Origin of the sequence: Panacagrimonas perspica, assembly GCF_004364935.1 — a bacterium.
GTDB classification, from domain to species: Bacteria; Pseudomonadota; Gammaproteobacteria; order Nevskiales; family Nevskiaceae; genus Panacagrimonas; species Panacagrimonas perspica.
Map to the genome: position 1 here is coordinate 22,960 of NZ_SOBT01000009.1, position 13,700 is coordinate 36,659.

At 66.5% G+C, this 13,700-nt stretch carries 11 protein-coding genes; 4 read left to right on the forward strand and 7 right to left on the reverse strand.

Annotated elements, in window-relative coordinates; translation table 11 throughout:
- Positions 1-5 precede the first annotated feature (5 nt).
- The 7 genes from pcaF to DFR24_RS11635 all read right to left on the reverse strand — a co-directional run bounded on the left by pcaF (position 6) and on the right by DFR24_RS11635 (position 8,281).
- Positions 6-1,208, reverse strand: coding sequence for a 3-oxoadipyl-CoA thiolase (pcaF, locus tag DFR24_RS11605; RefSeq protein ID WP_133881585.1), 1,203 nt, complete (start codon positions 1,206-1,208; stop codon positions 6-8).
- Positions 1,209-1,307: 99 nt separating this feature from the next.
- The gene (locus DFR24_RS11610; RefSeq protein ID WP_133881586.1) at positions 1,308-1,742 is read right to left on the reverse strand and encodes a MaoC family dehydratase; all 435 of its coding nucleotides are present in this window, start codon (positions 1,740-1,742) and stop codon (positions 1,308-1,310) included.
- 16 nt (positions 1,743-1,758) lie between these two features.
- The gene (locus DFR24_RS11615; RefSeq protein ID WP_133881587.1) at positions 1,759-2,550 is read right to left on the reverse strand and encodes an enoyl-CoA hydratase/isomerase family protein; all 792 of its coding nucleotides are present in this window, start codon (positions 2,548-2,550) and stop codon (positions 1,759-1,761) included.
- A gap of 124 nt (positions 2,551-2,674) precedes the next feature.
- Positions 2,675-3,916: a benzoyl-CoA 2,3-epoxidase subunit BoxA gene (boxA, locus tag DFR24_RS11620; RefSeq protein ID WP_210772415.1), complete on the reverse strand. Its 1,242-nt coding sequence runs from the start codon at positions 3,914-3,916 to the stop codon at positions 2,675-2,677.
- Between the two features lie 141 nt (positions 3,917-4,057).
- Positions 4,058-5,485 (reverse strand): benzoyl-CoA 2,3-epoxidase subunit BoxB, encoded by a 1,428-nt coding sequence (boxB, locus tag DFR24_RS11625; protein WP_133881589.1) that lies wholly within the window; start codon positions 5,483-5,485, stop codon positions 4,058-4,060.
- Positions 5,486-5,633: 148 nt separating this feature from the next.
- Complete coding sequence (gene boxC / locus DFR24_RS11630) at positions 5,634-7,286, reverse strand: 2,3-epoxybenzoyl-CoA dihydrolase (RefSeq protein ID WP_133881590.1); 1,653 nt, start codon at positions 7,284-7,286, stop codon at positions 5,634-5,636.
- Between the two features lie 74 nt (positions 7,287-7,360).
- Positions 7,361-8,281 (reverse strand): helix-turn-helix transcriptional regulator, encoded by a 921-nt coding sequence (locus DFR24_RS11635; RefSeq protein ID WP_133881591.1) that lies wholly within the window; start codon positions 8,279-8,281, stop codon positions 7,361-7,363.
- A gap of 113 nt (positions 8,282-8,394) precedes the next feature.
- Here DFR24_RS11635 and DFR24_RS11640 point away from each other — a divergent pair, with 113 nt between their 5' ends.
- The 4 genes from DFR24_RS11640 (at position 8,395) to DFR24_RS11655 (ending at position 13,675) form a co-directional block, all read left to right on the forward strand.
- Positions 8,395-8,895, forward strand: a complete 501-nt coding sequence (locus tag DFR24_RS11640; RefSeq protein WP_133881592.1) for a 4-hydroxylaminobenzoate lyase — start codon at positions 8,395-8,397, stop codon at positions 8,893-8,895.
- A gap of 172 nt (positions 8,896-9,067) precedes the next feature.
- Positions 9,068-10,666 (forward strand): benzoate-CoA ligase family protein, encoded by a 1,599-nt coding sequence (locus DFR24_RS11645; RefSeq protein ID WP_133881593.1) that lies wholly within the window; start codon positions 9,068-9,070, stop codon positions 10,664-10,666.
- A 394-nt stretch (positions 10,667-11,060) separates the two neighbouring features.
- Positions 11,061-12,701, forward strand: a complete 1,641-nt coding sequence (groL, locus tag DFR24_RS11650; protein WP_133881594.1) for a chaperonin GroEL — start codon at positions 11,061-11,063, stop codon at positions 12,699-12,701.
- Between the two features lie 179 nt (positions 12,702-12,880).
- Entirely contained in the window at positions 12,881-13,675 is a 795-nt protein-coding gene (locus tag DFR24_RS11655; RefSeq protein WP_133881595.1) for an alpha/beta fold hydrolase, read from the forward strand.
- The last annotated feature ends 25 nt before the right edge of the window (positions 13,676-13,700 follow it).

A 13,700-nucleotide genomic window follows, 5' to 3' on the forward strand; every position in this document is an offset into this window, starting at 1 on the left:
TGAATTCAGACCTTTTCGATCAGCACGGCAATCCCCTGCCCGACGCCGATGCACATGCTGCAAAGGGCGAAACGCCCGCCGTTGCGGTGCAGCTGCCGCACCGCGGTCGTCGCCAACCGGGCACCGGACGCCCCGAGCGGATGCCCGAGTGCGATGGCGCCGCCGTTCGGATTGACCCGCGCGTCATCGTCGGCCAGACCCAGCAGGCGCGTCACGGCCAGGGCCTGCGCGGCGAAGGCTTCGTTGAGTTCGATGACATCAATCTGGCCGATCGTCAGGCCGGCGAGGTGCAACACCTTGTCGATCGCGGGCGCGGGGCCGATGCCCATCACGCGCGGTGCGACACCCGCGCTCGCTGCCGCCACGACGCGCGCCAGCGGCTTGAGGCCGCCGCGCTTCACGGCCTGCTCGCCGGCGACCAGCAGCGCCGCCGCGCCGTCGTTGATGCCGGACGCATTGCCGGCCGTCACGACACCGTCGGGTCGCGTCACCGGCTTGAGCCTGGCCAGCGCATCGAGCGTGGTGGCGCGTGGATGCTCGTCGAGCGTCACGACCACCGCGTCGCCCTTCTTCGCCGGCACCGTCACCGGCACGATCTCCACGTCGAAATCGCCGCGCTGCTGCGCCGCGATCGCCTTGGTCTGGCTGGCGAGCGCGAAGCGGTCCTGATCTTCGCGCGCCACGCCGTACTCCTTCGCCACGTTCTCCGCGGTCTCGGCCATCGAGTCGACGCCGTGGAGATCGCGCAGCTTCGCGTTGATGAAACGCCAGCCGAGCGTCGTGTCGTAGAGCTGCTGGTCGCGGCCGAACGCGCCGCTCGCCTTGCCCATCACGAACGGCGCACGCGACATGCTCTCGACGCCGCCGGCGATCGCCAGCTGCACCTCGCCCGCGCGAATGGCGCGCGCGGCGCTGGCCAGCGCATCGAGTCCCGAGCCGCAGAGCCGATTCACCGTCGATGCACCGGCCGTCAACGGCAGGCCGGCGAGCAATGCGCCCATGCGCGCGACGTTGCGATTGTCTTCACCGGCCTGGTTGGCGCAGCCCATGCAGACTTCCTCGAGCGCATCCCAGTCGACGTCCGGGTTGCGCTCGCGCAGCGCGCGCAACGGAATCGCCGCCAGATCGTCGGTGCGGATCGACGACAGCGCGCCGCCGTAGCGACCGAAGGGCGTGCGGATGGCGTCGCAGATGTAGGCGTCGGTCATCGTGTTCTCGGTAAGAGGATGGGACCCGTAGCCCGGACGAAGTCCGGGGTCGCGCTCGGCTGGACGAGCACCGTCCCGGACTTCGTCCGGGCTACGGATTCAGGTTTTGAGCGTGAACAGATTCACCGCTTCGAGATCCAGCACCAGCACGCCGTCCTGATTGATCAGCTCCCAGCGCCACTTCAGCGAGCCGATCCTTCCGCTGCCGGACACGGTCTTTTCGAGGATCGTCACTTTCAACTCGAGGCGATCACCCGGCCGCACCGGCGCCGGCCACTTCAGGTAGTTCATCCCCGGCGAGGCCAGCGACTCCGAATCGCCGAGGACGGCGTCGACCATCAGCCGCATCGCGATGGAGCAGGTATGCCAGCCGCTGGCGATCAGCCCGTTCCAGCGGCTCGCCTGCGCACGTGCAGGGTCCGTGTGGAACCACTGAGGGTCGTGCTGTCTTGCGAACGCGAGGATCTCGTCCTCGGTGACCGTCGCCGGCCCGAGCTGGATCACCTGGCCCTGCTCGAATTCCGCGAATTTCATCTGCGGATCTCCCGGTTCATCCGAAGCGCGGCGTGCGCTTCTCGGTGATCGCAGCCAGGCCTTCGCGGGCGTCGGCGCCGCCGAAGCCGTTCATCTCCGCCGCGACGGAATGCTCGAACGCCGGCAGGCCGAGCCGCAGCCAGTGGTTGAGGCTGCGCTTGGTCCACGAGATCGCCGTGGCGCTGCCGCGCGCGAGGCGCTGCGCGATCGACTCCGCCGTCGCGGCGAGCTGGTCGGGTTCGACGCACATCGTCACCAGGCCGATGCGCTCGGCCTCTTCGGCGAGGACCGTCTCGCACAGCAGCAGGTAGTACTTCGCCTTCGCCATGCCGCAGAGCAGCGGCCACACCAGCGCGGCGTGATCGCCCGCCGCCACGCCGATGCGCGTGTGGCCATCGATCAGCTTGGCCCCGCGCGCGGCAACGGTGATGTCAGCCATCAGCGCCACTGCGAGGCCCGCTCCGACGGCGGCTCCGTTGATGGCGGAGACGATCGGCTTGTCGCAGTTCAGCATGCCCAGCACGATGTCGCGTGCCTCGCGCATCACCTGCAGGCGCACGCTTTCGGTGGCGATCATCTGCTCGATCATCGTGTGCGCGCCGCCGGCGCAGAACGCCTTGCCGTCGCTGCGCACGAGAATCGCGCGGACGCGGGGATGCTCGTCGAGCTGCGTCCAGATGCGGCTCAGCGCAAGATGCGTGGGGGCGCTGCAGAGCGGCACGCTGCCGGCAGGGCCGAAGACGACTTCGGCGATGCCATCGTCACGGACGAGGACGCGCAGTTCGGGGGTTTCGCAGATCGTTTCCATGGTCCTTCGGCTCCTGGGGTCAGACCCGAGTGTCGTCTTCCGCAGGACATCCGTGTAGCCCGGGTGAAACCCGGGGTGACTTCCCGCAGGAACGAACAAGCTCCCGGGTTGCACCCGGGCTACGTCAATACGTCTCGAGGTGCAGCCTTCCCTCGGCCTTCATCCTCGGATGCAATTCCTTCCACGCGATGCCGTGCTGGTCGGCGATGAAACGCAGCGCGTCCATCACGCCGTCCTCCATGCCCTTCAGCCCGCAGACATAGATGTGCGTCGCATCGTTGGTGAGCAAGGCCGCGACGTCGCTGGCCCGCTCGCGCATCAGGTCCTGCACGTAGGTCTTGGCCTGCCCTTCCTTGCGCGAGAACGCGAGATGGATGTCGATGAAGTCCTTCGGCAGGTTCATCAGCGGGCCGAAATACGGCAGGTCTTCCTTGGTGCGCGCGCCGAAGAACAGCATCAGCTTGCCGTCCCCGTCCTTGCGCAGGCGGCGGCGGCGTTCGGTCATGGCACGCATCGGCGCCGAGCCGGTACCGGTGCAGATCATCAGCAGGTTGGCCTTCGGATCGTCCGCCATCAGGAAGCTGCTGCCGAACGGACCGATGACCTTCACCTGGTCACCCTTCTGCAGGTCGCAGACGTAGTTGGACGCCACGCCACGCACCGGGTTGCCGGCGTGATCGGAGGTCACCCGCTTCACCGTCAGCGACAGGTTGTTGTACTTGGGCCGCTCGCCATCGCGCGGACTCGCGATCGAATACTGGCGGGCGTGGTGCGGCCGGCCGTGCGCATCGGTACCCGGCGGAATGATGCCGATCGACTGGCCTTCGAGCACCGGGAACGGCGAGGAGCCAAAGTCCAGCACGATGTGGTGCGTGTCGTAATCGCGACCGAGCTCGGTGACGCGGAAGTTGCCGGTGACGGTGGCCACCGCGGGCTGCTTGAGCGTATGGCTGTTCACCACCGGCCTGGGCGCGGACTTCGGCGGCACCGTGGAGCCGCGCGCGGCGTCGACCGGAGGCGGGGTGAACGTAGTCTCGTCGGCGCCACCGCTGCCGCCACCCGTGGGGCTCGTCGTCGCCGTCTCGGCGCCCTCGATCTCCTGTTCCTGCGGCAGCTCGTCCCAACCCAGCTGCTCGTCGAGCGAGTAGGCCTTCACGCGCACGACATTGCGCCAGTTGTCGATCGAGCCCGTCGGGCACGGCGAGATGCAGGCGTTGCAGCCGTTGCAGATATCCGGATCGACGACGTAGTTGCGCGAGTCGTGCGTGATCGCATCGACCGGGCAGGTCTCTTCGCAGGTGTTGCAGCGAATGCAGATGACCGGATCGATCAGGTGCTGCTTGAGGATGTCGGGCGTAGCGCTCATCTCGATATCAGACAGACCTCACCGCAAAGGCGCAAAGGGAAAAGAAAGGACGCAGAGGTAAAGAACAAAAAAGGTCATTGCTCCTTTGCGACCTTTCTTTTCCCTTTGCGCCTTTGCGGTAAAAACACCCGCAATACGATGTCAATTAAACCGCACGTACGGAATGTCCAGCGGCTGCTTGTTGATGCCCGACAGCGGCGCCGAAATCCAGTTGGCGTACTGTCCCGGCTCGACGACGCGGCCCATCAGGGATGCAACATACGCGCGGTCGGCCGCGGTCGGCATCCACTCGCTGGCCTTGGCGTTCCATTCTTCCTGCGACACCGGACGGCCGTCCGGCGCGATGCGCACGCCCGACAGCGTGCCGATCTGGCGGTTGAACGCCTTGTGCGGCACCGTCAGGCGGAACGGCAGGCCGGCTTTCTCGATGACCTTGTTCCAGCGGCCGACACCGGCTTCGGAATCCTTGATGAAGTCGTCGCGCAGCACTTCGTTGAGCGCGTTGAGCATCGGCACTTCCTTCTCGACCAGCTTGCCGTCGACCACGTTGAGGATCTTGTAGCCGCGATCCTTCAGCAGGTGATCGTCGCCGCGCTTGGTCTCCTCGTAACGGCCCTTCAGGCCCGTGTTGTAGAACGTGGCCGCATTGGAAGACTGGTCGGCGCCGAACAGGTCGAGCGTGACGCTGTAGTGGAAGTTCAGATAGCGCTGGATCGTCTGCAGGTCGATGGCGCCGAGCGCGCGAACCTGGTCCGGCGCCTCGACGTTGTGCTTCTTCATCAGTTCGCAGGTGCGCGCGATGACGCGCGACACGCCGGACTCGCCCACGAACATGTGGTGCGCTTCCTCGGTGAGCATGAACTTGGTCGTGCGCGCGAGCGGATCGAAGCTCGACTCGGCCAGTGCACAGAGCTGGAACTTGCCGTCACGGTCCGTGAAGTACGTGAACATGAAGAACGCCAGCCAGTCCGGCGTCTGCTCGTTGAACGCACCCAGGATGCGGGGGTTGTCCTCCTGGCCTGAACGGCGCTGCAGCAGCGCGTCCGCTTCTTCGCGACCGTCGCGGCCGAAGTAGCGGTGAAGGAGATACACCATCGCCCACAGGTGACGGCCTTCCTCGACGTTGATCTGGAACAGATTGCGCAGGTCGTACAACGAGGGCGCCGTCAGGCCCAGGTGCCGCTGCTGCTCGACCGACGCCGGCTCGGTGTCGCCCTGCGTGACGATGATGCGGCGCAGGTTGGCGCGGTGCTCGCCCGGCACTTCCTGCCAGACGTCCTCGCCCATGTGCTCGCCAAAGTGGATCTTGCGGTCCTGAACCTGGGGCGACAGGAAGATGCCCCAGCGATAGTCCGGCATCTTCACGTAGTCGAAGTGCGCCCAGCCGCTCGGCTCCGCGCTGGTGGCGGTGCGCAGGTAGACGTCGTGCTGATGCGAGCCCTCGGGCCCCATGTCGCCCCACCACGAAAGAAAGTTGGGCTGCCACTGCTCGAGCGCGCGCTGCAGCACGCGGTCGCTGTTGAGGTTGACGTTGTTCGGGATCTTCTGGCTGTAGTCGATGGCGCTCATCGGAAACTCCGGATAGTTGCTCGCTGCGGAAAGTAATCAACCGCAAAGGCGCAAAGGGAAAAGAAAGGGCGCAGAGAAAAGAAAGCCAATCGAAAAACTTTGCGTCCTTTCTTTTCCCTTTGCGCCCTTTGCGTCAAAAGATTTTCTTTCAGACTCGCTGGAAATCGAACGCCGCCTTCTCGCCCTTGCCGTAGACCTTCAGCGCGCCCTTCTCGCCGACGGCGTTCGGGCGGATGAAGATCCAGTTCTGCCAGGCGGAGAGACGACCGAAGACACGGGTCTCCATCGTCTCGGTGATGCCGAAGCGCAGGTTGGCTTCCAGACCCGTGAGCGCATCGGGCGACAGCGCCGCGCGCTCTTCCAGCGCGATGCGGATCTCGTCTTCCCAGTCGATGTCGTCCGGTGCACCGGTGACCAGGCCCAGCTTCTGCGCGTCGGCCGGCGAGATGGCGGAGCCGAGCGTCTTGCGTACGGCCTCGATCTCGCCCGCGTCGTCGTAGTAGCGATGCGCGACGCGCGACTTGCCGTTGACCATCGGGTAGTGCCCGAAGTTGAGCGCGGAAACCTGCAGGCTCGGCGCGTTCTCGGGAAGCGCCTGCATGTAGCTGCGATCCGCGGCAAGGCCGATCTCGAGCAGCGTGCCGGCGAAGCACGAGCCCTGTTCGATCAGCGCGAACAAGGTGCGCGAGGAGACGTCGAGACGGGCCAGGCAGCGGCGCAGGAAGCCCAGCGTCTCGCGCACGAACCAGTGCTTCTGGTGCGCATCGAGCGCCGCGTCGCAGCCGAGCACATGCGCCGCATCGCCCTGCGTGCGCAGCAGCCAGGTGCCGACTTCGAGTTCATTGGTCCGCAGATGCAGGATCGCGTCGTCCAGCTCGCGCGCCAGACGCAGCGGCCACCAGTTCACGCCGGCCTTGAGGATGCCGTCGATGTCGGTGGGCTGGGCCGCTTCCGGCGCCTTCACCGTGAGGTTGGCCAGACGCCGGTTGCGATCGATGCTCACCGACACGTAGCGGTACTCGATGCCGTCCGCGCTGTCGTTGCGCTCCAGTGGCGTCAGCTGCACGCCCTTGGCAGCGGCCGGTCGGTCGCTCTGCGCCGCCAGTTCGAGCACGCGCTTCTTCACCGTGTCGGCGAACACCGCGGGCTTGGCGATCTCGTCCACCAGCTTCCAGTCCTTCGCACGCTGGCCGCGCTGGCCTTCCATGCTCGTGCAGAAGATGTCGGCGAGGTCGTGGCGGACCTTGCGCTTGTCGGTGACACGGGTCAGGCCGCCGGTGCCCGGCAGCACGCCGAGCAGCGGGACTTCCGGCAGCGAGACGGCGGACGAGCGATCGTCGACCAGGTAGATCTCGTCGCAGGCCAGCGCCATCTCGTAGCCGCCACCGGCGCAGGCGCCGTTCACGGCCGCGAGGAACTTCAGTCCCGAGTGCCGCGAGGAATCCTCGATGCCGTTGCGGGTCTCGTTGGTGAACTTGCAGAAGTTCACCTTCCACGCATGCGACGAGGTGCCGAGCATGAAGATGTTGGCGCCCGAGCAGAAGATGCGGTCCTTCAGGCTGGTGATGACGACGCTGCGCACTTCCGGGTGCTCGAAGCGCACGCGCTGCAGCGCGTCGTGCAGTTCGATGTCCACGCCCAGGTCGTAGGAGTTGAGCTTGAGCTTGTAGCCGGGGCGCAGGCCGGCGTCCTCGGCCACGTCCATCGCCAGCGTCGCCACCGGGCCGTCGAAACTCAGACGCCAGTGCCGGTACTTCGCGGGCTCGGTGCGGTAATCGACGTTGGGTACGGACGGCTGCATGGGGGACTCCTCAGTACGCTGGCGCGTTGATGCATTATTTTGCATGCATTATTGTGCATGTCAACCCGAAGCTTTTACTCGCGCGTCGCGATCGTCCGTTCCAGCGCGGTCGCGACGGCCGACAGGCACTCCGCCGGCGGCTTGCCGCTGGTATCGAACAGCAGGTCCGCCTTGGCATAGAACGGCGTGCGTTCCTGCAGGATCAGGCGCAGGTCGTCCATCGCCTGCTTGTTGCCGGACATGGGCCGCAGGTCGCCCTGGGCGATGACGCGGTTCATGTGCTCTTCGGGCGCGGCGGTGAGCCAGATCGTGTAGCACTTCGACAGCAGCAGGTTGAACGTCGCCGCCTCGGTGACGATGCCACCCGGCGTGTCGATGACGGCCAGCGGATGCTTCTCCAGCGCGTCCTCGAGCGCCCGGCGCTCGTAGCGCCGGTAGGCCACCGGCCCGTACAAGGAATGGATCTCGTCCGGACGGCAGCCGGCGACGCGCTCGATCTCGCGATTCAGATCCACAAAGGGCCGGCGCAGACGGTCCGCCAGGCCTCTTCCAAGCGTCGACTTGCCGGCGCCCCGCAATCCGATCAGCGCGATCCGGTCGAGTCGGTGGTCGCGCGTCTCCGGACTGCCGAACAGCTGGGTGAGCGCGTTGCGCGCCGCCTCGAGCTGCGCCGGCGTGCGCCCGTGCAGCAGATCGCGGATCAGCAGCCAGTCCGGGGAGTCCGTGGTCTCGTCTCCGAGCAGTTCGGCCAGCGAGCAATCCAGCGCCTGTGCGATCTGCTGCAGGATCAGGACCGAGGGATTGCCGTCGCCGGCCTCGAGATTCGCCAGGTGTCGTTCCGAGACGTCCGCGATCTGCGCGAGCACCTTTCGCGTGATGCCGCGACGTGCGCGTAGCCGTCGCACGCGAGACCCCAACGCGACCTGCAACGGATCACGCACGTCCGGCGTCGCGGCAGGCGCGGTCCGGGCGGCATCGGGAGATTTCGGGGGCATTCGGGGTCGGGCGGACCACCCTCCACAGCTTTACTTCTTATGCACTATGATGCATTTTTACATCATCAACTCCGGCCTGCGCAAGACGGGCAGGCCCGGCAGAGGACCAACCCATGAGCAGCGACACCTCACAGGCGGCGTTCCGCGATCTGATCGCCGAAGTCACCCGGCACATCGCGGGCCGACCACTCGACACGGATCTCCAGTCCGATCTGAACCACTGGGCGGCCGCGGACAGTCCGCTATACGCAAAGCTGTTCGACGCCTGCCGTCAGGGCGTGGCCGAGGGCTGGATGTGCAGCCGCGAGGCCGGCGGCATCCGCTACGGCCGCGTGATCAAGCCCGACCCGGCGATCGACGGCTTCTCGGTCGACGTCGTCGAGATGGACCGCATCAAGGGGCCTCATCACGTCCATCCCGAAGGCGAGATCGATCTGGTGATGCCGCTCGAGGGCGAGGCCCGGTTCAACGGCAGCCCGGCGGGATGGAAAGTCTACGAGCCGGGCTCGGCCCACTACCCGACCGTCAGCGACGGCCGTGCGCTGGTGCTCTACCTGTTGCCGAAGGGCGCGATCCAGTTCACGCCGGGACCGGACGACGCGAAGACGGATTGAAGGACGAGGACCCCGCATTGCTGCGGGGGTCCTCGCGCGAAGGTTCTGCCGCAAGCCTGTCATCCTCGACGGGCCTGATGGTGATCGACGCGGCAACGAAGAATCGACGGCATCTGCTGCAGCGACCGCGTCCACGCGGCGATCACACACGAGATTGAGGAGAGCACAAGGGATGAACCACGCGGTCAGCATCGAGCCCACGCCCGAAAGGCTCAACTTCGCGCAGCACCTGCTCGACCTCAACGCGTCGCGTGCCGACAAGCTCGCGTACATCGACGACGCCGGTTCGCTCAGCTACGGCCAGCTCGCCGGGGCCGTCCGCCGCTTCGCCGGCGCGCTCGAAAGCCTCGGCTTGCGCCGCGAGGATCGCGTGCTGCTCTGTGCGCACGACAGCACCGACTGGCCGGTCGCCTTCCTCGGCTGCCTGTACGCGGGCGTCGTGCCGGTGGCGGTCAACACGCTGCTGGGGGCGACCGACTACGCGTACATGATCGAACACGCGCGTGCACGCGCCGTGATCGTCTCGCAGGCGCTGCTCGCAACGATCGAATCCGCGGTGCAGCAGTCCTCGGTGAAGCCGGAGAGCCTGATCGTGTCGCGCGCGGATTCGGCGACGCTGCCGATCGGCGCGAAGCGCTTCGAGGACCTGCTCGCGGCCGGCATGGAGATGCCGGTCGCCGCCACCACGGGCCGCGACGACATCGCGTTCTGGCTGTATTCCTCGGGTTCCACCGGTCGTCCGAAGGGCACCGTGCACACGCACGGCAACCTGTTCGCGACCGCCGCCACTTATGGCGCGAACGTGCTCGGCCTGCGCGAAGACGACGTCACGTTCTCCGCTGCCAAGCTGTTCTTCGCCTACGGCCTGGGCAACGCGCTGACGTTCCCGCTCAGCGTCGGCGCCACGGTGATCCTGATGGCCGAGCGCCCGACGCCCGACGCCGTGTTCAAGCGCCTCGTCGACGGCCAGCCCAGCGTGTTCTTCGGCGTCCCCACGCTGTACGCCGGCATGCTCGCATCCGCCGCCCTCCCCGCACGCGAGACCGTTCGCATCCGCCGCTGCACCTCGGCCGGCGAAGCACTGCCCAAGGAGATCGGCGAGAAGTTCGAAGCGCACTTCGGCGCGCCGATTCTCGACGGCATCGGTTCCACCGAGATGCTGCACATCTTCCTGTCGAATCGCGCCGACGAGCTTCGCTACGGAACCAGCGGAAAGCCGGTGCCGGGTTACGAGCTGCAACTGCTCGACGACAGCGGCGCGCCGGTCGGCGCGGACGAGGTCGGCGATCTCTACGTGAAGGGCGACAGCTCCGCGCTGATGTACTGGGGCAACCGCGAGAAGTCGCGCGCCACCTTCCTCGGCGGCTGGACCAAGACCGGCGACAAGTACGTGCGCGACGCGCAGGGCTGGTACACCTACGCGGGCCGCTCGGACGACATGCTCAAGGTCAGCGGCCAGTACGTGTCGCCGTTCGAGGTCGAGTGCTGCCTGATGCAGCACGAGTTCGTGCTCGAAGCCGCGCTGATCGGCATCACCGACGGCGACGGCCTGACCAAGTCCAAGGCCTTCGTCGTGCTCAGGCAGGGCGTCGAGGCCAGCGATGCGCTGGCGGTGGAGATCAAGCGCTTCGTCAAGGAGCGCCTGGCGCCGCACAAGTATCCGCGCCGCATCGACTTCATTTTCGAGTTGCCGAAGACGCCCACCGGCAAGATCCAGCGATTCAAGCTGCGGGATCTCGAAATGGCCGCCTTGAAGCCGGCCACCCCGTAGCCCGGACGAAGTCCGGGATTCCGCTCGCCCGTCCTGAAAACCCCGGACTGCGTCCGGGCTACCCGCTGATCCCTGTAGTCCGGGTGAAACCCGGGGGCTTTTGCCAATTGATAGGGGCGATCCCGGGTTTCACCCGGGCTACGGAAGCCGTGCGCTGGCATCCAGACCCGCCCGGTATCCGTATTCGACGGCACGGCGCAGCGCTCCAGGGAATCCGGCCACGGCCGTGCCTTCGGAGCCGGAGGCCCCTTGAGAACGCCAAAGGCGCCGCCATCACCTCAGCGGAAACCTGAGCACGATCGCCGGGAACCGGCGCGCGCAGCGTATTCTCGCGGTCCGGCTGGCGCTTCCCGCCCGCGGCCGCACACATAAAACGACAAACGGAGAGTTTCAGATGGCAGCAAAGAACGTGAATTTCGCCGACAGCGCCCGCACGCGCATGGCCGCCGGCGTCAACATCCTCGCGAACGCGGTGAAAGCCACCCTCGGGCCCAAGGGCCGCAACGTAGTGCTGGACAAGGGCTCCTTCGGCGGTCCGGTCGTCACCAAGGACGGCGTCACGGTTGCCAAGGAGATCGAACTCTCCGACAAGATGGAGAACATGGGCGCGCAGCTGGTCAAGTCGGTCGCGTCCAAGACCGCGGACGACGCTGGCGACGGCACCACCACCGCCACCGTGCTGGCCCAGGCCATCTTCAACGAAGGCCTCAAGGCGGTCTCCTCGGGCGTCGACCCGATGGACATCAAGCGCGGCATCGACCAGGCCTGCGAGGCCGTCGTGGCCCAGCTCAAGAAGCTGTCGACGCCCTGCAGCGAGCGCGAGTCCATCGCGCAGGTCGGCACCGTGTCGGCCAATGCGGACGAGGCCATCGGCAAGATCATCGCCGACGCCATGGACAAGGTCGGCAAGGAAGGCGTGATCTCGGTCGAGGAAGGCACCGGTCTCGACAACGAGCTGAACGTGGTCGAAGGCATGCAGTTCGACCGCGGTTATCTCTCGCCCTACTTCATCACGAACACCGACAACCAGACCGTCGAACTCGAGAATCCGCTGATCCTGATCTCCGAGAAGAAGATCGCGAACCTGCACGAGATGCTCGGCATCCTCGAGGAAGCGTCCCAGCAGAGCCGCTCGCTGCTCATCATCTCCGAGGACGTCGAGGGTGAGGCGCTGGCCACGCTGGTGGTCAACAACGTGCGCGGCGTCCTCAAGTCCGCCGCGGTGAAGGCGCCGGGCTTCGGTGACCGTCGCAAGGAGCAGCTCAAGGACATCGCGACCCTGATCGGCGGCACCGTGATCTCCGAGGACATCGGGCTGACGCTCGAGAAGGCCACGCTGGCCGACCTCGGCACGGCGCAGCGCGTCGTGATCGACAAGGAGAACACCACGATCGTCGGCGGCGCTGGCGACAAGGCGCTGATCGACGCGCGCGTCGGCGAGATCCGCACCCAGATCGCAGCGGCCTCGGCCGACTACGACAAGGAGAAGCTGCACGAGCGGCTCGCCAAGCTCTCCGGCGGCGTCGCCGTGATCAAGGTCGGCGCGGCCACCGAGGTCGAGATGAAAGAGAAGACGATGCGCGTCGACGACGCCGTGCACGCGGTGCATGCGGCGGTCGAGGAAGGCATCGTGGCCGGCGGTGGCGTTGCGCTGGTGCGCGCGTCCAAGGTGCTCGACAAGCTCAAGAGCGCCAACGAGGACCAGCAGATCGGCATCAACATCCTCAAGCGCGCGCTGCAGGAACCCCTGCGCGCGATCGTCAAGAACGCGGGCGGGGAGCCTTCGGTCGTGCTCGACAAGGTGGCCGCCGGCAAGGGCGCGTTCGGTTACAACGCGGCCACCGGCGAGTACGGCGACATGATCAAGCTGGGCATCATCGACCCGACCAAGGTGACGCGAATGGCGCTGCAGAACGCGACGTCGGTGGCCGGCCTGCTGCTGACGACCGAGGCGATGGTGGCCGATGTACCGGCGCCGGCGCCCTCGTTCACCGGCCAGGCCGGCGGCGGCGGCGGCATCCCGGGCATGGGCTGAGCCAGCGGCATGGAGACGGGCGACGATTTCTGATCGGCCCGGCTCTCCGCTTGAATGGAAAAGGGGCGTCCACTCGGCGCCTCTTTTTTTGTGGCCGCGTTGATCACCCGTTCGTTCCGGGCAAGGCGAGGCCGGCTCTCGGTTACGCTTCGGAAGATCCATCCCGCAACCGTCTCGACATGACGACGAAACTCGCACTGATCCCCGGCGCCACACGCCCGCTGACGATCGAATACCAGTGGATCGACGCGCAGGCTCCCGATGCGCCATTGCTCGTGTTCCTGCACGAAGGACTCGGCTCGATCTCGATGTGGCGCGATTTCCCGCACCGGCTGTGCGAGGCGGGAGGATTTCGCGGGCTGGTCTACTCACGACCGGGTTACGGGCTGTCGACGCCGCGCGCGGCGGACGAGAAATGGTCGACCCGCTTCATGCACCAGCAGGCGCAGGAGGTGCTGCCCGACCTGTTGTCCGCCCTTTCGATCGATGTGGAGAAACAGAAGCCCTGGCTGTTCGGACACAGCGACGGCGCATCGATCGCGTTGCTGCACGCGTCGCGCTATCCGGACCGCGTGAGCGGCGCGGTCGTGCTCGCGCCGCACCTGTTCGTCGAGGACCTGAGCGTCGACAGCATCGCCAAGGTCCGCACGACATACCGGGAGACCGGGCTGCGCGAGAAGCTCGCGCGCTATCACGCCGACGTCGATTCGGCGTTCTGGGGCTGGAACGACATCTGGCTCGATCCTGCGTTTCGCGACTGGAACATCGAGAAGGAGGTCGCGCGGATACGCTGCCCGGTGCTCGCGATCCAGGGCGTGAACGACGAGTACGGGACGATGCGGCAGATCGACCGGATCGCGGAGCTCGTGCCCGGTGCCGAACTGCTCAAGCTCGAAGCCTGCGGGCATTCACCGCACCGGGATCAACCGGAGAAGGTGATCGAAGCGACGGTGCGGTGGATATCGCAAACGTAGCCCGGACGAAGTCCGGGTTGCGCTC